Origin of the sequence: Methylobacterium sp. E-005, from assembly GCF_022829725.1 — a bacterium.
Taxonomy (GTDB): Bacteria; Pseudomonadota; Alphaproteobacteria; order Rhizobiales; family Beijerinckiaceae; genus Methylobacterium.
Genome location: NZ_JAKSYG010000027.1, coordinates 1 through 21,445, shown reverse-complemented (window position 1 = coordinate 21,445; position 21,445 = coordinate 1). Strand labels below are relative to the sequence as shown.

General features: G+C 68.3%; 23 protein-coding genes and 1 tRNA gene. 9 read left to right on the top strand and 15 right to left on the bottom strand.

The window, feature by feature from the left end; translation table 11 throughout:
• Positions 1–132 precede the first annotated feature (132 nt).
• The 3 genes from MKK88_RS01955 to MKK88_RS01945 all read right to left on the bottom strand — a co-directional run bounded on the left by MKK88_RS01955 (position 133) and on the right by MKK88_RS01945 (position 2,034).
• Positions 133–645, bottom strand: coding sequence for an MmcB family DNA repair protein (locus tag MKK88_RS01955; protein ID WP_243996906.1), 513 nt, complete (start codon positions 643–645; stop codon positions 133–135).
• 91 nt (positions 646–736) lie between these two features.
• On the bottom strand, positions 737–1,513 hold the full coding sequence (locus tag MKK88_RS01950) for a cobalamin-binding protein (RefSeq protein WP_243996905.1): 777 nt from the start codon (positions 1,511–1,513) through the stop codon (positions 737–739).
• Positions 1,513–2,034 carry a DedA family protein gene (locus tag MKK88_RS01945; RefSeq protein ID WP_243996904.1) on the bottom strand — a complete coding sequence of 174 codons (522 nt, stop codon included), beginning with the start codon at positions 2,032–2,034 and terminating at the stop codon, positions 1,513–1,515. Before MKK88_RS01945 ends, MKK88_RS01950 begins: the two co-directional genes overlap by 1 nt.
• A gap of 181 nt (positions 2,035–2,215) precedes the next feature.
• On the opposite strand from MKK88_RS01945, the gene pdxY reads away from it, so the two are divergent.
• Positions 2,216–3,064 carry a pyridoxal kinase PdxY gene (gene pdxY, locus MKK88_RS01940; RefSeq protein ID WP_243996903.1) on the top strand — a complete coding sequence of 283 codons (849 nt, stop codon included), beginning with the start codon at positions 2,216–2,218 and terminating at the stop codon, positions 3,062–3,064.
• Between the two features lie 4 nt (positions 3,065–3,068).
• On the opposite strand, the gene MKK88_RS01935 is transcribed toward pdxY, so the two are convergent.
• A complete protein-coding gene (locus MKK88_RS01935) occupies positions 3,069–3,557 on the bottom strand; it encodes an OsmC family protein (protein WP_243996902.1) in 489 nt (162 codons plus the stop codon).
• Between the two features lie 143 nt (positions 3,558–3,700).
• On the opposite strand from MKK88_RS01935, the gene MKK88_RS01930 reads away from it, so the two are divergent.
• The 3 genes from MKK88_RS01930 (at position 3,701) to MKK88_RS01920 (ending at position 5,643) form a co-directional block, all read left to right on the top strand.
• Positions 3,701–4,585 (top strand): PhzF family phenazine biosynthesis protein, encoded by an 885-nt coding sequence (locus MKK88_RS01930; RefSeq protein ID WP_243996901.1) that lies wholly within the window; start codon positions 3,701–3,703, stop codon positions 4,583–4,585.
• Positions 4,578–5,288, top strand: a complete 711-nt coding sequence (locus MKK88_RS01925) for an NUDIX hydrolase (protein WP_243996900.1) — start codon at positions 4,578–4,580, stop codon at positions 5,286–5,288. The genes MKK88_RS01930 and MKK88_RS01925 overlap by 8 nt, the downstream gene beginning before the upstream one ends.
• 115 nt (positions 5,289–5,403) lie before the next feature.
• Entirely contained in the window at positions 5,404–5,643 is a 240-nt protein-coding gene (locus MKK88_RS01920; protein ID WP_243996899.1) for a DUF4926 domain-containing protein, read from the top strand.
• 37 nt (positions 5,644–5,680) lie between these two features.
• Here MKK88_RS01920 and MKK88_RS01915 read toward each other — a convergent pair whose 3' ends face one another.
• Together MKK88_RS01915 and MKK88_RS01910 are read right to left on the bottom strand one after the other, a co-directional pair.
• Positions 5,681–6,844, bottom strand: a complete 1,164-nt coding sequence (locus MKK88_RS01915) for an MFS transporter (RefSeq protein WP_243996898.1) — start codon at positions 6,842–6,844, stop codon at positions 5,681–5,683.
• Between the two features lie 18 nt (positions 6,845–6,862).
• Positions 6,863–7,552: a type 1 glutamine amidotransferase domain-containing protein gene (locus tag MKK88_RS01910; RefSeq protein ID WP_243996897.1), complete on the bottom strand. Its 690-nt coding sequence runs from the start codon at positions 7,550–7,552 to the stop codon at positions 6,863–6,865.
• 103 nt (positions 7,553–7,655) lie between these two features.
• Here MKK88_RS01910 and MKK88_RS01905 point away from each other — a divergent pair, with 103 nt between their 5' ends.
• From MKK88_RS01905 to MKK88_RS34030, 4 genes are all read left to right on the top strand, one after another.
• Positions 7,656–8,546, top strand: coding sequence for a LysR family transcriptional regulator (locus MKK88_RS01905; protein WP_243996896.1), 891 nt, complete (start codon positions 7,656–7,658; stop codon positions 8,544–8,546).
• Between the two features lie 130 nt (positions 8,547–8,676).
• A complete protein-coding gene (glgX, locus tag MKK88_RS01900) occupies positions 8,677–10,935 on the top strand; it encodes a glycogen debranching protein GlgX (RefSeq protein WP_243996895.1) in 2,259 nt (752 codons plus the stop codon).
• Between the two features lie 243 nt (positions 10,936–11,178).
• A tRNA-Ser gene (locus MKK88_RS01895) sits at positions 11,179–11,268 on the top strand.
• 101 nt (positions 11,269–11,369) lie between these two features.
• A complete protein-coding gene (locus MKK88_RS34030) occupies positions 11,370–13,136 on the top strand; it encodes a site-specific integrase (protein ID WP_243996894.1) in 1,767 nt (588 codons plus the stop codon).
• Between the two features lie 102 nt (positions 13,137–13,238).
• Here MKK88_RS34030 and MKK88_RS01885 read toward each other — a convergent pair whose 3' ends face one another.
• The 8 genes from MKK88_RS01885 to MKK88_RS01850 all read right to left on the bottom strand — a co-directional run bounded on the left by MKK88_RS01885 (position 13,239) and on the right by MKK88_RS01850 (position 17,858).
• Positions 13,239–14,015 (bottom strand): hypothetical protein, encoded by a 777-nt coding sequence (locus MKK88_RS01885; RefSeq protein WP_243996893.1) that lies wholly within the window; start codon positions 14,013–14,015, stop codon positions 13,239–13,241.
• Positions 14,012–14,455: a hypothetical protein gene (locus MKK88_RS01880; RefSeq protein ID WP_243996892.1), complete on the bottom strand. Its 444-nt coding sequence runs from the start codon at positions 14,453–14,455 to the stop codon at positions 14,012–14,014. The genes MKK88_RS01885 and MKK88_RS01880 overlap by 4 nt, the downstream gene beginning before the upstream one ends.
• A 94-nt stretch (positions 14,456–14,549) precedes the next feature.
• Complete coding sequence (locus tag MKK88_RS01875) at positions 14,550–15,014, bottom strand: hypothetical protein (protein WP_243996891.1); 465 nt, start codon at positions 15,012–15,014, stop codon at positions 14,550–14,552.
• Between the two features lie 28 nt (positions 15,015–15,042).
• Positions 15,043–15,450, bottom strand: a complete 408-nt coding sequence (locus MKK88_RS01870) for a hypothetical protein (protein WP_243996890.1) — start codon at positions 15,448–15,450, stop codon at positions 15,043–15,045.
• A 38-nt stretch (positions 15,451–15,488) separates the two neighbouring features.
• Positions 15,489–16,313, bottom strand: coding sequence for a TIGR04255 family protein (locus MKK88_RS01865; protein WP_243996889.1), 825 nt, complete (start codon positions 16,311–16,313; stop codon positions 15,489–15,491).
• Positions 16,314–16,550: 237 nt separating this feature from the next.
• Positions 16,551–17,183, bottom strand: a complete 633-nt coding sequence (locus MKK88_RS01860) for a recombinase family protein (RefSeq protein WP_243996888.1) — start codon at positions 17,181–17,183, stop codon at positions 16,551–16,553.
• Positions 17,184–17,334: 151 nt separating this feature from the next.
• Complete coding sequence (locus MKK88_RS01855) at positions 17,335–17,523, bottom strand: hypothetical protein (RefSeq protein WP_243996887.1); 189 nt, start codon at positions 17,521–17,523, stop codon at positions 17,335–17,337.
• A 95-nt stretch (positions 17,524–17,618) separates the two neighbouring features.
• Positions 17,619–17,858, bottom strand: coding sequence for a hypothetical protein (locus MKK88_RS01850; protein ID WP_243996886.1), 240 nt, complete (start codon positions 17,856–17,858; stop codon positions 17,619–17,621).
• 300 nt (positions 17,859–18,158) lie between these two features.
• Between MKK88_RS01850 and MKK88_RS01845 the strand changes: the two genes are divergently transcribed.
• Positions 18,159–19,691 carry an ISL3 family transposase gene (locus MKK88_RS01845; RefSeq protein WP_243996944.1) on the top strand — a complete coding sequence of 511 codons (1,533 nt, stop codon included), beginning with the start codon at positions 18,159–18,161 and terminating at the stop codon, positions 19,689–19,691.
• 432 nt (positions 19,692–20,123) lie between these two features.
• Here the strand turns inward: MKK88_RS01845 and MKK88_RS01840 are convergent, their stop codons facing one another.
• Positions 20,124–21,209, bottom strand: coding sequence for a hypothetical protein (locus MKK88_RS01840; protein ID WP_243996885.1), 1,086 nt, complete (start codon positions 21,207–21,209; stop codon positions 20,124–20,126).
• Positions 21,210–21,445: the final 236 nt, after the last annotated feature.

The window sequence follows — 21,445 nt, the reverse complement described above, 5'->3', positions numbered from 1 at the left end:
GAAGTCATGGTTTCAAAAGGTCGAAGACCTTTTGTGGGTGCAGGGCAAAGCCTTGCTCTCGCACGCGGCGCGATGCATCGGGGCTCCGCCCTGATCACCCGCCAAAGGGCTCAAGCCCTTTAAAAACCCGTTCTACAGCGCGCCTTCCCGCACCGCGCCCGGATCGGCCAGCGCGTGGAGGATCCGCGCCGCGCTGTGGGCGAAGCGCAGGGTCACGGCCTTGCGGCGGGCGCCGCTCAGGGGGTGCTCCGGGGGCTCGCGCAGGATCCCGGCCCCGTAGGCGTCGGCGACGATCAGGCCGCATTCCTCCGGGATCAGCGATTCCGGCACGTCCTCGGGGATCGCGAAGAAGAACCGGTCGCAGAAGTCCCGGTAATCCGGCCATTTCCGATCGGCGCGGAAATCGGCCACGCTCGACTTGATCTCCACGATCGTGAGCTTGCCCGCCCCGCAGAGCGCGATCACGTCGGCCCGGCGGCCGTTCACGAGGGAGAATTCCGGCAGGGTGACGCAGCCCATCTCGGAGAAGAGCCGGCGCACGCCCCGCTGGATCCGCAGGGCCGTGGGCGATTGCCGCCGGTCGGGTGGCAGGAGGGCGTCGACGACCGCGGGGGCGGTGTCGGAGAGGCCGGGGGAAGCGGACATCAATCGCGGGGGATGCACCTGTACCGAATCGGCACATCCTGCCGATCCGGAGGCCATCCGTCACCTGCGACCCGGGACCACCCCGCGGCAATCACCCGAGATAGGCCCGGATCGCGTCGAATCCGTCGGTGAGCGCGGCCGGGCCGGGTTGGAGGATCAGCGGCGACTTGATCTCGTGGATGCGCCCGTCGCGCACAGCCGGGATCGCGGCAAAACCCGGCCGCGCCCGGATCCGGTCGATGTTGACCCGCTTCCCGCACCAGGAGGCGAGGATCACCTCGGGCGCCGCCGCGATGACCTGCTCGGGCGTGACGATTCGGTCCTTGGCGGCCGGCTGGCGGCTCAACTCCGGAAAGACGTCCTGGCCTCCGGCCCGGGCGATCAGGTCCGAGACCCAGCCGATGCCGGAGATCATCGGCGCGTCCCATTCCTCGAAATAGACCCGCAGCGGCGCCCGATCCGCCACGGCGCGCGCCGCCTCCGCGAGCCGCGTCTCGAACCCCGCCGCCAGGGTCTCGGCGCGTTCGGGCACGCCCACGAGCGCCCCGAGCGTCCGCACCATGGCGAGGCATCCGGCCAGATCGCGCTGGTTGAACAGGTGGACCGCCACGCCCGCGCGGGCGAGGTCGGCGACGATGTCGGCCTGGAGGTCCGAGAAGGCGAGGACGAGGTCCGGCGCCAGGGCCAGGATCTTCGGGATGTCGGCACTGGTGAAGGCCGAGATCCGCGGCTTCTCCTTCCGGACCCGGGCCGGGCGCACCGCGTAGCCCGAGACGCCGACGATCCGGTCCTCCTCGCCCAGCAGGTACAGAGTTTCGACGGTCTCCTCGGTGAGGCAGACGATCCGCTCCGGCGGGAAGCGGCGCATCAGCGGTCGAGCCAGGTCAGGAGCCCGGCCCCGGGCGCCAGGAGCACGAAGGCCCAGACCAGGGCCGAGGCGACGTTGGCCACCTGGAACGGCAGCCGCGACAGGCCGAGGATGCCGGCAAGCAGCGGCACGAGGGCCCGGGCCGGGCCGAAGAACCGCCCCAACGCCACCGCGGCGATGCCCCAGCGGCCGATGAAGGCCTCGGCCTTGGCGGTGAGTTCGGGGTAGCGCCGCAGCGGCCACTTGGTCTTCGCCCCCGGTCCGAGCCAGTGCCCGACCTCGTAGGAGAGCCAGTCGCCCAGAGCGGCGCCGAAGGCGGCTCCGAGGACCACCGGCCAGAACGGGATGTCGGCGCCGCCCACCAGGGCACCGATCCCGACCAGGATGACGGTGGCCGGCACGAACAGCGACAGGACCGCGACCGACTCGCAGAAGGCGAGACCGCCCGCGATCAGCGGCGTCCAGGCCTTGTGCGCCTCCACGAAGGCGAGGGCCGAGGTGCGCAGGGCTTCGATGTCCATGGGGCTCGGGGGGCGAGGGAAGGGTCGGTCCCATCTGAGGCGCGCGGGGAAGGGCGGCAAGGGATGATCGGCAATCGACCTCGGCCGCTGCCGCGGCGAGGCTGCCTGACCGGCCGCTTGCGCCCGCGCCCCGGATCGCCGACAGCATCGGGCCGGCGCAGCCGAACCGGAATCACCCGCGTTGAACGTCCTGTCGATCCAGTCCCACGTCGCCTACGGCCATGTCGGCAACGCCTCGGCGGTGTTCCCGATGCAGCGGCTCGGGGTCGAGGTCTGGCCCGTGCACACGGTGCAGTTCTCCAACCACACCGGCTACGGCGCGTGGCGCGGCCCGGTCTTCGACGCCGCGATGATCCGCGAGGTGGTGCAGGGCATCGGCGAGCGCGGGGTGTTTCCCACCTGCGACGCGGTGCTGTCGGGCTACATGGGCTCGGCCGAGATCGGCGCCGCGATCCTGGAGGCGGTGGCCGCCGTGCGGGCCGCGAATCCCCAGGCGCTCTATTGCTGCGATCCGGTGATCGGCGACGTCGAGGAGGGCGTCTACGTGCGGCCGGGGATCGAGGCGTTCCTGCGCGAGCGGGCGGTGCCGCGGGCCGACATCCTCACCCCGAACCAGTTCGAGCTGGGCCTGCTCACCGGCCTGCCGAGCGGCACCGTGGCGGAGGCCGGGGCCGCGGTCGCAGCGCTGCAGGCGCGCGGTCCCCGGGTGGTGCTGGTCACCTCGGCGCTGTGCGCCGACACGCCCGCCGACAGCATCGACATGCTCGCCGGGGCGGAGGGGCAGCTGTTCCGGGTCCGTACCCCGCGGCTCGCCCTCAAGGTGAACGGGGCGGGCGACTGCATCGCGGCCCTGTTCCTCGTGCACTACGCCCGCACCGGCTCGGCCGCGGCAGCGCTGGGGGCAGCGGCGGCCTCGGTCTACGGGCTCCTGAAGCGCACCGCGGAAGCGGGCTCGCGGGAGATCCTGACCGTGGCGGCGCAGGAGGAATACGTGAATCCGGGCGAGCGGTTTCCGGTCGAGGCCGTCTGAGCGCTCAGGCCGTGCCGCTGTCCTCGCACAGGATCGTCGGCTCGGCGATCACCGGAAAATTCACCGACCGCGCGATGAAGCAGAAGGCGTGGGCCTCGCGATGGAGCGCCATAGCCCGCGCCGCGTCCGACCCGGCCGCGATCGTGACCCGCGGCCGCAACGTGACCGCGGTGAACTGGCCGGCTCCGTCCGCCTCCTCGGCCATGGTGCCCTCGGCGGCGTCCTCGTAGGCCGTAACCACGATGCCGGCCTGCGCGCAGAGGCCGAGATACCAGAGCTCGTGACAGGCCGAGAGCGACGCCACCAGCAACTCCTCGGGGTTCCAGCACGCGGGATCGCCCCGGAACGCCGGATCGGACGAGCCCGGGATCGGCGGCTTGCCCGGCGCCGACACGGTGTGGGCGCGCTCATAGCCGCGATAGGTGCGGGTTCCGGTGCCGGTATTGCCCGTCCAGGTCACCGTGACGGCGTAGCGGTGCTGCTTCTCAGCCATGGATTCCCCCCGCGGCACAGTGAGTCCGCGCGCCGCCCGGCCGCCGGGCGAGTCGATCGGGCGCGCCGCACCGTGTACCAGTCTTGCGCCCGAGTCGCGGCCATCCTGCCGCAAGGGCTGAGCGAGAACAGGATTCCCACCTGATGGCGCGCCGCTTCGTCACCCTCGACGTGTTCACCGAGCACCGCCTCGCCGGCAATCCGCTCGCCGTGGTGCTCGATGCGGAGGGCCTCGACACGGCGGCGATGCAGGCCATCGCGCGGGAGTTCAACCTGTCCGAGACGGTGTTCGTGCTGCCGCCCGCCGAGGCCCGGCACCGGGCGCGGGTGCGCATCTTCACCCCCGGCCGGGAGCTGCCCTTCGCGGGCCACCCGACGGTGGGCACCGCGGTGCTGCTGGCCCTGCAGGATCCCACCCGGGGCGATGCCCGCGCCTTCGGCCTGGAAGAGGCGATCGGGATCGTCCCCTGCGTGGTCGAAATCCTGGACGACGGCAGCGGCGGCCGGGCGCGGTTCCGGCTGCCGGTCCTTCCGGACTACCTCGGCCCCGGACCCGAGCCCGAGATCCTGGCGCCGTTGCTCGGCCTCCAACCCGGCGACATCGGCACCGGCCGGCACGCGCCAAGCCGCCACGGGGTCGGCCCCCGCTTCACCTGCGTGCCGATCGCCTCCGTGGCGGCCCTCGACGCCGCCCGGCCGGCCCAGGCGCCGGAGCCGGGGGACGGCCTCTATCTCTACACGCCCGATCCCGAGGGGACGGGCCAGAGCTGGCGCGTGCGGATGTTCGCGCCGGATCTCGGCGTCCCGGAGGATCCCGCCACCGGCGCGGCCGCCTCCGCCTTCGCGGGGGTGCTGATGCAATACGAGGCGCTGGGCGACGGCACCCACGACGTGGCGATCCGCCAGGGCCAGGCCATGGGCCGGCCGAGCGCGATCGCGCTCCAGCTCACCCTGGCGCAGGGGGCCCTGCAGGGTGTGGAGATCGGCGGCGCGGCTGTGATCGTCTCGGACGGCAGGCTGCATGTCTGAGGGGTTCCGCAGCACGAGGCTGGCCGACGTGACGGCGCGGCTCGTTGATCACGACTGGGCGTTCCCGCGGGTGCACGAAGCCGCCATCGCGGCCCATTGGCAAAACCGGATCGCCCGCAGCCCGGGGATGTTCGACGGCACCGTCCTCCTGTGCTGCGCCCACACCGTCGAGGATGGCGTCGCCCGGCTCGACCTGTTCGCGACGCGCTATTCCACCTTCACCTACTACCGGCACGTCCGGCACGCCGACCAGCAGATCCGCAACGCCTTCGCGGCGATCGTCCCCTGGACGGCGGACGGCGCGGTCCTGCTCGGCGAGATGGGCGCTCACACGGCCAATGCCGGCCAGCTCTACTTCCCCTGCGGCACCCCGGACCCGGACGACGTGCGCGGCGACAGCGTCGATCTCACCGGCAGCGCCGCCCGGGAACTCGCCGAGGAGACCGGCCTCGTGCTGCCCGCGGAGGCCGAGACGGACTGGATCATGCTGGAGGGCGAGAACCAGCTCGCCTTCCTGCGCCCCGTGCGCTTCCCGGAGCCGGCCGCAAGGATCGAGGCGCGCATTGCGGACCATCTCCGAACTGAGGCCGAGCTGGAACTCGCCGGGATGCACCGCGTGCGCAGCGCCGCGGAGATCGATCCGGCCCGGATGCCGGGTTTCGTGAGGGCCTATCTGGCGGGTGTGTTTTCGCGAGGCGGCTGAGGCCTTCCCATCACCGCACAGCAAGGTCGCCGGATCCCTCTGGACCGGGACAGACCCTACGCCCGCCAGGGACGGACGGCTTGCGTCCATCGCGGCTGTACGCCAATTTTGGCGCATGTCCTTCGAGACGATGCACACCCTGCGCAGAGCGCCCGAGGCCACGCCGCTTTTCCCCGAGTTGAGCGTGGTGGTGACCCTGCGCGATACGGTGACGGACGATGGCCTTTCTGTGCCTGCTGGCTCACACGGGACCATCGTGGAGATCTATGCCGGTGGCGAGGCCTATGAGGTGGAGTGCGCGCGCCCGGTGGCCGGCACCGCGACGATTGCAGCGGAAGCTCTCAAGGCCGCCTGACCCATCCACCGCCCGGCAGGCGGGTGCCACACCGCCCCTACATCCGACTGAGACACACCAACCCGAGCAGGGCCGCACCGCATCCGGCGAGCGCCGTGGCGGTCAGGCCGAAGGCGTCGGTCACGCCGGTGCCGAGCAGTGAGCCGAAGGCGATCCCCCCGTTGAACCCCGCGATGTTGAGCCCGGCCGCGGCCGCCAGGGCCCGGGGTACGTGGCGCCCGGCGATGCCGATCACGCGCGCCTGCAGGGCCGGCACCGCCGCGTAGGTGAGGGCGCCGAGCCCCGCCACCAGCACCACCATCCCGGGGGCCGACCGCGCCGCGAACGCCATCGCGGCGAGCACCAGGGCGAGCCCGGCCAGGATGATCGCCACGGCCCGGTCCGGCCCGAGCCGGTCGGTCATCCGGCCGCCCGCGAGGTTGCCGATCGCCGCGGCGACGCCGTAGGCGAGCATCATCGGCCCGACCCGGGCCGGATCCAGCCCGGTCACCCGGATCAGCAATGGCGCGATGTAGGCGAACAGGCAGAACGAGCCGGTATAGGCCAGCACCGTGATCAAGGCCGCGCCGAGCAGCCTTCGGTCGAGCAGGGCCGCGAGGTTGTGCAGGGCGTCGGAGGCCGCACCGCCGTCCTGAGCGGCGGGCAGGAAGACCGCGAGGCCGGCAGCCCCCACCGCGCCGCAGGCGGCCGCCGCCCAGAAGATCGTCCGCCAGTCGAAAATCCCGCCCGCCCAGGTGCCGAGCGGCGCGCCGAAGGCCAGCGCCAGCGTCAGCCCGCCGAACACCACCGCGACCGCCGCGCCGGCGCGGTCCGGGGCCACGAGGCGCGTCGCCGTGCCGGACGCGACCGCCAGAAAAACCCCGTGGCCGAGCCCCGAGCCGAACCGGGCGGCGAGCAGCGTCGGCAGGTCGGTCGAGAGCCCGACCAGGGCGTTGCCGAGGGTGAAGACCAGCATCGCCACGATCAGGAGCCGCTTGCGGGTCCAGCCTGCCGCGAGGGCCGTGAGGATCGGGGCGCCGATCGTCGCGCCGAGGGCGTAGGCCGCCACCGCGGCCCCGACCCGGCCGACGTCGACCCGCAGATCGGTCGCGATGGCCGAGACGAGCCCGATCGTCACGAATTCGGTGAAGCCAAGCGCAAAGGCCGACAGCGCGAAGACGTAGATGGCGGGCGGGATCGCCCGCGCCTTGGTGGCCGTCATGGTCCGGACCTCCATCGCTCAGCGGGTCACCAGGGCGTCCAGCACCAGCCGGGCGGCCGGCGCCGAGGAGGCCGGGTTCTGGCCGGTCACCAGCCGGCCATCCGCGATGGCGAAGGGCTCGAAATCCGGTCCGCTCGCGTAGTGGGCGCCGAGCGCGCGCAGCCGGGTCTCCAGCAGGAACGGCACCGCGGCGTCGAGGCCCACCGCGCGCTCCTCGCTGTCCGAGAAGGCGGTGACCCGGCGCCCCCGCACCAGCGGTACCCCCTCCGCGTCCCAGGCGTTCACCAGCCCGGCCGGCCCGTGGCAGACGGCCGCCACGATCGCGCCAGCCACCCAGGCCCGGCCGAGGAGGGCCGCCAGGGCCGCGCTCTCCGGCAGATCGACCATCGTGCCGTGGCCGCCGGGCAGGAACACCGCGTCGGCGGGGGCGGCGTCCGCGACCGGTTCGGTCGCCGCCATGGCCGCCTGGGCCGCCGCGTCTCCGAGGAAGCGCTCGACCAGGGCCGGGTTCTCGCCCCGCGGTTTGACCGAATGCGGATCGACCGGGACCGGGCCGCCGGCGATCGAGGCGATACGGATCGCGGCGCCGGCCTCCGTGAAGGCGTAATAGGGAACCGCCAGCTCCTCCAGCCAGAGCCCGGTCGGCCGCCCGGCGGCGCCCAGCGTGGTCGCGGAGGTCGTGATCATCAGAATGTCGAACGTTGCCATGGACAAGCTCCGTCTTGCCCGTCGAGCCTGCCGAGTCCGAGCCCGCGACAGAAATCATCGCTTGCGCTATCAGCCATCAAAATTCCGATGGCTGGACGGACCGGTGAGCCACCTCGTCTATCTGCGGACCTTCCTGGAAGCCTACCGGGCCGGCTCGCTGACCCGGGCGGCTGCCCGCCTCGGCATCACCCAGCCCGCGGCCTCGGCGCATCTGGCCGCCCTGGAGGCGATGCTGGGCAAGCCGCTGTTCCTGCGCGGTGCCCGGGGCCTCACGCCGACCCCGGCCGCCGACGACCTCGCCCGGCAGGTCGCCGAGCGCCTCGACGGCCTCGACGCCGTGATGGCCGCGTCCCGCGCCCGCTCGACCGAACTCGCCGGGACGCTGCACCTCGTCGGCCCGGTTGAGTATCTCTCGGCCCGGGTCGGCCCGGCCCTGGCGCCGCTGGTGGCCGAGGGCCTGCACCTGCGCATCCAGACCGGGAATCGCGCGCGGATCTACGCCGCCCTGGACCAGGGACAGGCCGACCTCGCCGTCACCGCCTCGAAGCCGGACAGCCGAAGCCTGGGCTTCGCCGAGCTCGACCGCGAGCGGCTCGCCCTCGTGGCAGCCCCGGAGCTGGCGGCGCGCGCGAAGGGCCGCACGGTCTCGGCCGGGCTCCTGCGGGAGCTGCCCTGCCTCGCCTACGACGCGGAGCTGGCGCTGATCGACACGTTCTTCGCGACGGTCTTCGACGCGCCCGCCACCCTGCGGCCCGTGGCGACGGCACCGGACCTGCGCCTCCTCCTCGGCATGGCCGAGGCCGGCATGGGCTGGACGGTGCTACCGGACTATCTCTGCGCGGAGGCGCTGGCGGCGGGGCGGCTGACCGAGCTGCCCACCGACCGGGCGGGGCCGATCAACACGCTGTACCTCGCCTGGACCCGGGCGAGCCTGCGCGGGGCCCGCACGGTGCATGTCCGCGACATGCTGCTGCGCCGATTCCGGGCGGCCTGAGCGGGGATCTCAACCCCGTCCACAGCCTGAGCAAATTTTACCACCCCCGGGGAGCTTCGCCGTGGCCGGCACGTTCACCCGGTATATCCCCCCGCGGCGCCGGCCGCGCGGGCGGAGTCCCGGAGTGTCCATGTCCGATTCCCGACGTCCCTCGTCGCAGTCCCGCTCGCGCATCGAAGAGGGCAAACCCTATCCGCTCGGTGCCAATTGGGACGGGCTCGGGGTCAATTTCGCACTGTTCTCGGCCAACGCCACCAAGGTCGAGCTCTGCCTGTTCGACGACCAGGGCGAGCGGGAGATCGAGCGGATCGAATTGCCCGAGTATACCGACGAGATCTGGCACGGCTACCTGCCCGACGCCCGCCCCGGCACGATCTACGGCTACCGGGTCCACGGCCCCTACGAGCCGAAGGCCGGCCACCGGTTCAACCACAACAAGCTGCTGATCGACCCCTACGCCAAGGGGCTCGTCGGCTCGATCACCTGGAACCCGGCCCTGTTCGGCTACCAGATGGAATCCGGCGACGACCTGACCTTCGACGAGCGCGACAGCGCGCCCTACACCCGCCGCTCCCGGGTGATCGACCCGGCCTTCACCTGGGGGCGGCACCAGAAGCCGCATGTCCCGTGGGAGAAGACCATCTTCTACGAGACCCACGTCAAGGGCATGACCAAGCTCGACCCGCGGGTGCCGGAAAAACTGCGCGGCACCTATGCCGGCCTCGGGACCCGGGACGTGCTCGACTACATCAAGAGCCTCGGCGTCACCTCGGTGGAGCTTCTGCCGGTCCACGCCTTCGTGCAGGACGACTACCTCGAGCAGAAGGACCTGGTGAACTACTGGGGCTACAACACGATCTCGTTCTTCACCCCCGCCCGGCGTTACGCCGCGGTGCCGGACTTCGCCTTCTCCGAGTTCAAGGAGATGGTCTCGCGCTTCCACGGCGCCGGGCTCGAGGTGATCCTCGATGTGGTCTACAACCACACCGCCGAGGGCAACGAGAAGGGCCCGACCCTGTCGTTCAAGGGCGTCGACAACGCCTCCTACTACCGGCTGCTGCCGAACGAGCCGCGCTACTACATCAACGATACCGGCACCGGGAACACCTTCAACCTGTCGCATCCGCGGGTGCTGCAGCTCGTCACCGACTCCCTCCGCTACTGGGCGCAGGAGATGCAGGTGGACGGGTTCCGCTTCGACCTCGCCACGATCCTGGGCCGTGAGCCCTACGGCTTCGACGAGGGCGGCGGCTTCCTCGACACCTGCCGGCAGGATCCGGTGCTCAACAACGTCAAGCTCATCGCCGAGCCTTGGGATTGCGGACCCGGCGGCTATCAGGTCGGCGGCTTCCCGCCGGGCTGGGCCGAGTGGAACGACCGGTTCCGGGACGATGTCCGCGCCTACTGGAAGGGCGATGGCGGCCTGTTGCCCGACATGGCGGCGCGCATCGCCGGCTCCGCCGACAAGTTCAACAAGCGCGGCCGCAAGCCCTGGGCCTCGGTGAACTTCCTCACCGCCCATGACGGCTTCACCCTGCACGACACGGTCTCGTACAACGACAAGCACAACGAGGCGAACGGCGAGGGCAACCGCGACGGCCACTCGCACAACCTCTCGTACAATTACGGGGTCGAGGGCCCGACCGACGATCCGGAGATCCGGGCCACGCGCCTGCGCCAGATGCGCAACATGCTGGCGACGCTGTTCCTGTCCCGCGGTACGCCGATGCTGCTCGCGGGCGACGAGTTCGCCCGCACCCAGAACGGCAATAACAACGCCTATTGCCAGGACAACGAGGTCTCCTGGCTCGACTGGGAGGCGATCGGCGACGAGGAGCGGGATCTGGCCGAGTTCACCCAGCGCCTGATCATTTTGCGCAACGCCCTGCCGATCCTGAACCGCGGGCGCTTCCTCACCGGCCAGTACGACGAGGAATTCGGGGTCAAGGACGTGGCGTGGCTGCGCCCGGACGGGAGCGAGATGACGCCCGAGAACTGGACCGACGGCGGTGCCCGCGCCTTCGCGGTTCAGCTCGACGGACGTGCCCAGGCGACGGGGCTGCACCGCCGCGGCGGGGACGCCACGCTGCTGATCCTGTTCAACGCCTACCACGACCTCGTGACCTTCACGCTGCCGGAATCGGTCGGCGGCGTGGCCTGGACGCGGCTCCTCGACACCAACCTGCCCGACAGCCAGGACGTGGAGAGCTTCCCGTTCGGCGCCGGCTACGATGTCACCGGGCGCTCGCTGCTGATGTTCGTGCTGAAGCCCGAGGACAGCCCCGGCGATGGCGACAACGCCATGGAGCGCTCGTACCAGCACGTGATGCAGGCCTTCGAGCGGGCGAATGTCGAGACCGTGCGCTTCCACCTCGACGCGGAGGGCTGAGGCGCTGGGGGCCGGGCGGTTTTCGGGCCGCCCGGCACGCGCATTATTGCCCCGGTCACTGGACCTGGGGTGATGCGCTCGCTTCCGGGTCTGGCATCATCGTTGTCCGAAAGCCGGAACCCCCTTTCGGGATGATACGCTTGTGCCTTGCGCCCGGCGGCGCACCCGGCTAACAGCACGGCACCGCGCGGCCCTGGCTGCGCCCGGGGCCCGCTCGCGTGCCCGGGCGCCCGGTCCGCGGCCGGAGGGGTGGCCGAGTGGTTGAAGGCGCACGCCTGGAAAGTGTGTATACCGGAAACGGTATCGCGGGTTCGAATCCCGCTCCCTCCGCCAACGCTTCGCTAAGTGGTTGATCCACTTGGAAGCTAACCGAAATAAACGGCTTACGACTAGTCGACTGCTACCCCGCGGTGCTATCCGGGAGCATGAGCGACGTGAGCCGCCACACCTACCTCGCGCAGCGCAAGGGCAGCGCAAACTGGTACTTCAAGGTCAAGGTGCCACGTGACCTTGTAGCTGCCTTCGGGCGCGAGCAAGTTTGGAAGTCGCTGCGCACTTCCGAACTTGCGGAGGCCAAACGGCGAGTACGCGACGAGGCGGACGCCTTCGACAAGCAGTGCCGCACCATGCGGGATCGGGCCACGAAGGATGGCCAGGATACGGTCGGCAGCGTAGCCCTGACCTCGTTAAGCGAGGCCGCCATTCACAAGATGGTGGCCGATTGGTTCGATACCCTCACCGTGAAGCGTGAACGCCGGCACGCGGTAGCGGTGCCGATTGACCGCGATGAAGCCCTCATCGCTTTAGACCAAGACGAAGGCGCACTCTACGATCCGAACGACCTCGGCCTTGACGCCGCGTATCAGACCGCGGTTCGTCTGCTCAAAGCGAACGATGTTCGCCTCGTGCGCCGCAAGCTCGATCCGATCCGCACCGCTGGATCGCCGATGCGGTTCGTGGTGGCCCATGACGATGCAGCGTCGGACCAGTTCCGGCAGTTGCTGGCGCTGCTGCGCCGCGGGCAGATCGAGGACATCCATCGCAGCAGGGCACGCCTGACGGGCGACTATCAGGATAGGTCATTCGATCCGGTGTTCCAGCCTCGGGCCGAACCCGGCGGGAAGACGCTTGCAGAGGCTATCGCCGCCTTCCGTGCCGAGCCGCAGCGGGCTACCCTCATCGCCAAGTCACAGCAGACGTACGACGTGGTCTTCCGCCTCGCGGGGGAGCTGTTCGGCACCGATCGGCCCATCCGCGAGATCGGCCGTGAGGACTGCAAGACGTTTCGAGCGACTGTCCAGGCGTTGCCGCCGAACGCTGCCAAACGCTTCCCAGGAAGGACGCTGGTGGAGGTTGCGAGGCTGAAGCAGCCAATCTCAGACCGGCTGCACACCACAACCGTCAACCACTACGTGCATGGCCTATCGGCGCTGATGAATTACGCGCATCACGAGGGCTGGATCGTTCAGAACCCTGGCAAGGGCCTTGCAATCAAGGGGGTGAAGAAGCGCCATCGGCGGGATCCGTTCACGGCCGCTGAGCTGACGAAGATCTTTCAGGCACCCCTCTTCACCGGCTGTCTGGACGATCAGAACGGCTACGCGAAGCTGGGACCGAACAGGCCGCGTAGGGGGCGCTTTTGGATCCCCTTGGTTGGGCTCTACACCGGAATGAGGCAGGGCGAGATCGCGCAGCTCCGGACGGAGGATGTTCGCCTGTTCCAGGGCATCCTGTGCATCTTCATCGCGGCGGACGGTGACGACGTGGATGAGGCCGATCGGAAGCGCGTCAAAACCGAGGCAGGCGAGCGCTATGTGCCCGTTCATTCCGTGTTAGAGCGGATCGGCTTCGCCCAACACGTCGAGCGGATGCGGACAGCTGGCACCGAGCGCCTATTCCCAGACATCGTGCGCGGGGCTGACGGCTACTTTAGCCCCTTCTCGAAATGGTTCTCGCGCTTCCTCGCGGAAGCCGGCGTGAAACGCGATCGGAACGCGTTCCATTCGTTCCGCCACACGTTCCGGGACGCGATGCGGGAGGCGAGCGTTCCGCCAGATGTAGTAACAGCGTTGGGCGGATGGGTCCGTGGTGGTCTTGAGGAGCACTACGGAAGCGGCCGGATCACGGCGCCGGTGCTTCAGGAGCATATGAGGCGCATCCGCTACGACGGGCTAGATCTTTCTCATCTTACCCATCTCTGACGCCCGGCCCTCGGGTTCTCGCGGCGGCACGAGCGGCGCAGGGCTAGCCTATCGGTTGGATAGGTCCGGAAAGCCGAGCCCCAGGGCCGCCGTTGAGGGAACTTAGCCGTGTTGGTGGGTCCCGGTCACTGGGGCGGGCGGCGGGGGCGGCGGCGCGATTGCGAGGCCATCAGCAGCGTAGAAGCCAATGCGCTTCTCGATCTCCGCGATGTGCTGCCTCGGTTCCTGCAACGCGTCATCCTCCAGCAGCGTGGCCCGCCATTCGCCAGCCTCGCGCCGCAAGACTGCTAGCCGCACGGGCGGGCCTACCCCACCGGGGGCGTAGTGAATAGCGTGCTCGATCGCCCAACATAGGCCGACAGTGGCCGCTGCGACCGTCGGCTCCCGACCGTCCCACAGCACGCGGCTGACGAAGGCGAGGAATGGGTCGGCGAGGGTCTGTCCGGCTCCCATCGCCACCCAGTGCCGCCTGCGCGTCTTCCGTTCAGGCTGCAGGTCGAAGGTGTTGAACTCGACGAGTTCCGGTGCGTCGTGGATCGGCGCGGCGACCATGGCGCCAAAATCCAGCCCTGCGCTGGACGAGAAGTGGACCCCGCTGCTGGTGAACTCCTGGCGCGCATGGGCGGCGATGGATGCACCGCATTCATGGCAGCCGCGCTCGAACACCTCGCCCCGCCAGGATTGCTCGACGATCGCCTCGAACCGCTGCGCAAGGCCGATGCTGCCGGTGCCCACGACAATGACCTTGTCGTCTATGATCCGGATCTTGTCGTCGGAGCGGACCTGGATCAGCGGGTTCCGGCCGTTCCCCGACGTCGACATGCTGTCGGCCCCGATGACGATACCATCGGAACACAGTGCTCCCACGATGACTGTCAATGGCCGTGGTCCACGAACACGCTGTTGGCCCTCATGCTTGGATAGGCCACGTAGATCGAGCGGACGAGGTTGCCGAACTCCTGCGCGCGGACCCAGCGCGCGATGTCGTCGATGTACCGGGCGAACTGCGGGGCGAGGCCGTTAAGGACCTCGCGGCCGCGGGCGACCCCCATCTCGCTGGCGGCATAGGTCTTCCAGCGGCCGGACGCAGATGGACGGACGACGGCAAGGCCGTCGCGCGCAAGTTGCTCGGCTTCGGCGTAGACGGCCCTATCGAAGGGACCGTAATCGTAAGGCTCGAACGCGAAGGCCGGCCCCTCGTCCAGCAGCCAGGGCAGGTTCGTAAGCACGAGAAACGTCGCCTTCTGGACCTGCACCGGCTCGTACGGTTGCCCGTTGGCTGCAGCTAGAATGGACAGGAGCAGATCGCGTCGGGTCATGGCCTCTCGTCGCGCCAGCGCGGGGGCAGGTCCTGGGCGCCAGCCTACCAGCCGAGGGTAGCCTATGGCGCGGCAATGAACAAAGCGTGGCCTTTTACGGACAGGCGTGCGGTTTTAGGGGTCCAAATACTCCCGCCATCAGCTCACGGACGTCGTCCTTGTCCGACTTGCTGAGCTTGCTGCAGCCCGCGGCGAGGAGGACGGTGACGTGGCCGTGCCAGTCGCCTTCGGCTGGCTCATGGGTGACGGAGAAGCCGTGTCCCCTGGTCGATGACTGCGTACGGATCCCTCCGGCGAGCGCGTCGGTGCATCCGCGGTAGGTCGGGCCAGTCCGTCCCTTCGCACGCTCGCGCTCGCGATCCTTGTCCTGCTTCTCGCACCCTAGCCGATGCACGTCTGCGTCTGCGGGCACTACGTTGCGGACGGCGACGCTCTCGGCCATGCCGCGGTCGCTGGGGAACTGGAAGATCTCGTGCCATACGAACTCGTCGGCCGCCCCGAGCATGCGGGGCGCGTAGACGTGCCGGGAAACGGTGTCGGCGTCTTCGATGGTGCGCACCGCCGGCACAGGGACCGGCGGTTTGTCGTCAGCCGCGGGTGGGGATGTGGAGGAGGAGCCCGGGGGGGATATGTCCGCCATTGTAGATGGTGGGCTCGACGTGCTGCGAGGTGGCGCCGGGGTTAACCGTCATGTGCAGCACGGACCCCTCGAAGGTCAACGCGCAACGGCCGGTCAGGCCGGACCACCGCATCAGGATATCGCCCTCGTCGTCGACGGCAACCTTGGGCAGCGCACGGTTGTGCGGGAGGCGTAGGACGAAGTCCTGTGCCAGGCGGACGGTCATCGGCTTCACCTTCGGGTATCCCAAGGCGTCCGCGTAGGCCGGCAATTGCCTGATCGCATCGAGGAGATGCGCGCGGCGCTGCCGCTCGGACGCGCCGTCGGCGGTCAAATCGAGGTCCGAATACAGTTCGAACGGCGTGCCCGTGGACATGACGGGCATCGCGTCCGCGAAGCTCGCTCGGGCGAAATTCATGTGTGCCTCTCCCAGACCTTGTTCTGCACGTCCCGGCTTGTGATGTCCGAGAAGGTTGTCACGATGGAAGCGTGCGCGAGGTCGAACCAGTTCCATATAGCATGAGTTTCCAGTGCCGGCGAGAATTTGCGCGCGAGCAGATCCAGGCGGACTAGCCCCTGCCCGTCGCTGGGGCGCTGGGTTGTGTTGAGCCCGATATGGAGGTTCCCCTCGCCGTCCGCGAGGTCGAGCTGTGCGTTCCAGCTGAGCCCAGACAGCGCCAGGCGGTCGAGGGAGCCTGCCGGGGGGCGCCAAGCGAGGAACGGGACGACCGATCCGATGTCCGCCGGGCCGTCGAGGTCGCGGCCGAACTGGAGGGCGTTGACGTAGGCCAGCTCCACGCCGACGAGGTCCGGCGTCCTGAGGGACTGCTCTTCGAGGAAGCCGACCAGTAGCCCGAGGACGTTGCGCAGCCTGGCGACGATCGCGTCGTAGCTGGGATACGGGCTGTCCTCGGCACGGCGCCGCCAGTTGATGATGAGCCGGTCGCGCTGCAGCTGCACCAGGGTGGCGTCGTCGGCGGACACGAACCAGACGCGCGGGAAAGGGCTCGCCTCAATCGGACCGAACTGGAACTGGATCTGGAAGTCCGCCAACCCGTTCGCGACGATAGCGGGCGGCAGGGGCGGCAGCGTCTCCGTGCGGGGGAAGTCCCGTCTTAGACGCTCCCAAAGGGCACCGACATGGGCGACCTGCAGGTCGTCGAGGGACTGGAAGTAGACGCCGCAGACCACCTCCGTGACTGGTGGCCTCCCGTATTTGGGTAGCGGGGCGAGCGGCATGGCTGTCCGTTGTCCCACGGCGGTTGCTCGGGCGAATAAGGTTCATCGCTGTCAGGGTGTCAAGCGAACCGCTGCCTAACGCCGCGGCGACGATCACTGCACCCACAGGCAGATCCCGTCACGCAGTCGGACGAGCCGGGCCGCAGATCGGAGGCGGCTTGCCAAGCCTCCTCGGGAGTGCCGGGGCGGAAGTCGAAGCAGTCCACACCATTGCTGAGTGAGTGCAACCGGTTTCACTCAGGCGGCCCATCGGGCAAGGGCGGCCTCCGCCTCCACCCGGTTGTCGCGGACACGGTAGACGGTCTGCCGGCTGAGCCCCGTGGCCTTGGCGATGGCCGCGACCGCGTCGCCCCGATCGAGGCCGGCGACCACGTCGGCGAGCTGCCCGGCGCTGTAGGACGGCTTCCGGCCGAGATAGGCGTCCTCTCGTCCCTTGGCGTGGTCGATACCGGCGCGCTGGGCTTCCTTGGTGGCCTCCGCCTGGGCCTGGGCGGTCGCGGCCATGAAGCCGATCAGCGCGTCCCGCACCGCCATCCGCACAGGGTCACTGGTCGCCCCGTCGAAGGTCATGGCGTTGATGACGGTCCGCACGATGACGCCGCGGCGCATGAACTCGCGGATGGTTTCTGTCACGTCCTGATAGTTGCGGCCGAGCCGGTCCACCCACCGCACCACCAGGACATCACCGGCCCGCAGCATGTCGAAGAGCCGTCGGCCTTGTGGTCGCTCCGCCAGGACAGTGGACACCCCCGACACCCCCTCATCCGCCACCACCGCATCGATCCTGAACCCTGCCGCCTCCGCCTGCTTGCGTTGATGGGCGATGGTCTGATCCGCGGTCGAAACCCGGGCGTAAAGGACTGTCTGCATGAGGGATGCGTGTCCGTTGAGTTGCCGTCCGCATAAACGCATGTCCGAAAGCCGAACGCAACCCTATCGGACGCGGTTCCGCACGCCTTCCCCGATGTCCGTACGGGTATACCCCAGCGGACAGTTTGACATATGTGTCAGTCGCATATCCTCACATTGCGTCCGTGCAGAAAGACCGCGTCGAATGTTTTTGAACATTGATTGATTTTTCGTGTTCATCTCTAGTATCGAGCAAATCTGCAATAATATCGATGACATAGAAAATTTTGAACGGCTTGCGCAGAAACATCGGGTAACTCGGGCAGCGTTCAGCTACGGCGGCCTCCAGCAGCGGACTCATCACGACCACGGGTACACCGTCACCATGAATGACTTCGATATCACCCTCTTACATGCGAACTGGGTATTCTTCTCATGGAAAAGTCTCTACCGCTGTCAGGCCACCGTTGAGAGGCGTGGGCGCCCACGGCCTCTTCGATGTTGCGGAGATCCTACTCTCTTGGCTTTGATCCGCTCCAGCAGCACGCTCGCCGGTTCATCATTCGGATCCTGCGGTACAAGCTCGCCGCGGAACGTCTTCGAGAGGATGGCCTGATCGAGACGGTCGATCAGCTTGCTGGCGCTGGTTGCCTCAGACGCGAGACGTTCGATCCATTCAAGTGAATTCAAGATCATGCGAAGCGTCGCACGTTGCTCAGAGAGAGGAGGGCACGGAATTTCTGCATCAAGTACATCCCTCTGGTTTATACTCGCCTGATTGACAGCCCACTTCGTATTTTTGGTAAGATCGCGTCGTCCAGCATCTGAATTGAGATAAAACCTAACATAGTTGGGCTCGATTTTTGAGGATAAGCTCATCCGCTGTGATTAGGCGTGGAATAAGGGTTCTTCCGCACTTTTGGTGCTGAGCGGTGGTTTGGACGTTGATTCGCATGTTGGCCCGAGGGCAGTGCGATGCCGATCTCGAACCCGTCGTTGCCGTCGGTCCCGGACGGCCTGCACGTCGATGATCTGACGCTGGACACGTCCGGGTTGCTGATCACCGCCCGAACCACGGCAGCCCAAGCCTGCTGTCGGGTCTGCGGGCGGGCGTCAGTGCGGGTGCACAGCAGGTATTGGCGGACGTTCGACGACCTGCCCTGGCAGGACCGGTCGGTGACGTGGCGGGTGCAGGTGCGCCGCTTCCGCTGCGGCCATTGCCCGGGGCGGATCTTCGCCGAACGCCTGCCGGGGCTGGGTGCGCGCAAGGCGCGCCGCAGCGACCGGTTGGCCGCGGCGCAGACCGACATCGGCATGGTGCTGGGTGGTGAGGCCGGCGCAAGGTTGTCGCGGCGGCTGGCCATGCCTGTCAGCGGCGACACCGTCCTGCGCCTGATCCGTCGTCGCGGGACCGGACCGTCTCCGCCGCCGCGGGTCATCGGCATCGACGATTGGGCGTGGCGGCGCGGCCGGTCCTACGGCACCATCGTGTCCGACCTGGAGCGGCGGCGCGTCATCGATCTGTTGCCCGGCCGCTCGTCGGCACCGGTGCGGGACTGGCTCACCGCCCATCCGAGCGTGACCGTCGTCAGCCGTGACCGTTCGGGACCCTACGCCGAGGCCGCTCGCACGGGAGCACCGACGGCGACGCAGGTCGCGGATCGCTGGCACCTGCTCGTCAACGCTTCCGAGGCCCTGTGCGGCATCGTCGAGCGGCACCAGTTCGAGATCCGAGACGTGGCGCACCGTGCCGTGCACGACCCCGCCGGCTCCCCCGATCTGGCGAAGACAGTGCCAACGAACGTGAGCAGCCGGCGACGCGACCGCTGCGAGGCGGCCCTGTGCCTTCACGGCGAAGGTCTGCCGACCAAGGAGATCGCTCGCCGTCTCGGCGCATCTCGCAACGCCGTGCGCCGCTGGGTGCGGGCGGGCCGGTTCATGCCCTACCGCCGTGCACCGGGTTCGAGCCTGCTCGATCGCCATCTCCCCTTCGTCGAGGCACGCTGGCGGGAGGGCCAGCACAGCGCCACCGTCCTCCACCGCGAGTTGCACGCGCAGGGCTTCATCGGCAGCTACGACATCGTCCGGCGCTGGGCCTCACGACGGAGGCAGGATGCGCCCGCGCGATCACCGTCCGTCCGGGTCCCCTCGACGCGCCGCATCACCCGTTGGCTCACCGCCGACCCGACCGCGCTGTCTCGGGAGGATCGCGCCTTCACCGAAGCGCTCTGCAGCGCCGCGCCGAAGCTGAAGCAGGCCGCCGAGGATATACGCGCCTTCGCCGACCTCCTGCGTCAGAACGATCCCACCGGACTGACGCCCTGGCTGGAAGCTGCAGCCGCGACCGATCTCGTCGGCTTCGTCACCGGGCTCCGGCAGGACGAGCCAGCCGTGCGCGCCGCGATCGTCGAGCCCTGGAGCAACGGCCCCGTCGAGGGGCAGGTCAACCGCCTCAAGCTGATCAAGCGGAGCATGTACGGTCGCGCCGGTTTCGATCTCCTGCGCCAACGCGTCTTGCATGCTGCATGAGCTGGGATCGGCAAAGCTTGATCGGATGCCAAACCTTCAGCACCGAAAGTGCGGAAGAACCCCGTTCCAACGCCTTTTGACACACGAACCCTCGGCTGTCCGCTTCCGCTGCATGTTTGAGCGGAAGCGGACTGGCAGATATCCACCCCATGCAGTCACTCGTCAGCTATCGGATGACCGCGTGCGCAGTGAAACCGGTTGCACTGGGTCAAGCGACTGGCTGGCTCAGACGGACGGCCGACTACTTCCGGCGCAAAAAGGCTTGTCACCTGGCCATTAGCCTTTCCGCCATACTATGTAGCGGAAAGCCGCGGAAAGGTTTTTCGCATTGAACATTCAATTTTGGGCGGATGCACCGCTGCAGAGCGCCGCTGGCAACTACACCCATTCACCAATCAGCGTGTGGCAGGATGTACCAACGTCGATCGCCCTTCAGGCCGGAAAGCGCTCTGCTGTCATCGCAGGTTGGGCTTCATCTAGGGCTCGGATCAGTCGCACAACGGCCGCGTTGTGGGGACTAAGGCGATAGTGGAGAACGTTCCGCGTTCTCGCCGATCGGACCGGAACGATCAGTCGCCGCCGGACCATCTGCGGAACCAACGGATCTATGTCGACGTGCCCTGTGCGTATGATCCCCCCATGGGCCAGCAGAAGGTTCAGCACCTGCGTCAGGAGAGGGCCAGTTCCACAAATGGCCGACAAGGTGCTGACGAATACGACAAGCTGAGCTCGGGTCGGCCGCCCTTTCGGCAGGCTTGCATGAAACTCACCCAACCACCGCGCCATGCGCCGAGCGGCTTCCAAGGAGGTGTCCTGTAGGAGTTCCGCCATTCCGTTCGGGCGTTTTTCGTATTCGGTCGAACGCAGGCCAGCGATGGTCGCGGGCGTCATCTGGTAGCGGACCTCCGCGCGCACGCGGTCGAGCGTCTTTGCGTATAGTACCAGGTAGGCCCCCTTCCGGCCCAAACTCATTGACAAGGATCGTGCGTTGTCCTGACGGGCCGTTTCGGCAAGAACGTGCTTCTGGTACCGGCGGACCCCGACCTCACGGCTCAGGCTCAACGCATAGGGTTCGACGCGTCGGACCGCCTCCACGGCGTCGTCGGTCGCGTATTCGTGGTAGAACTCGGTCTGCCGGAGGCTCCATCGCTCGGGCGTTGGCATGTCCAACAGGTGTTCGAACTTGTCTGGACCATCCTCCCGCTCGGCGCCGACATCGTAAACTGTGCCGATGGCGCTGCAGATGCAGTCGACGACACGCTGGGCGTAGGCTTGGCAGAACCTCGGCCAATCTAGACGGATCGCCGCGCCGATCAGGTCTTCGGGGATGACGTTGTCCGACCCGTCGAGGGTGCAGCCTCGCAGCGCGTCGGCGCGATCAGACCATGATCGCAAATCCCATTCGTTCAGGGCAGGTACGGCTCCGGCCACAACCTCGGGGGCCATGTGGGCAAAAAGGCGCGTTGGGTTCAGCGTTATGTCGGCCTGTCCCTTGTATGGATGTACCTGAGCCTTCACACGGCTTCTGGCTCCAGTTGCTCCCATAGGCAGCGGCCAGAATGCCAGCTTCGCGTTGAAGAGCCACTGGCTACCCTGGAACTCGATGGTGTGTATGGCCTGCCCCCATTCGGTGGCCCGAGTTCGAAGTTAGTGCATCGTCGGTCGGCTGACGATGGCAGGGCGCGCGGACGGCACTGATCCGCTCGGTTCGGTTGGCCAGAGGACGACCTCCGGCGCGGGTGGCTGGTAGCCGA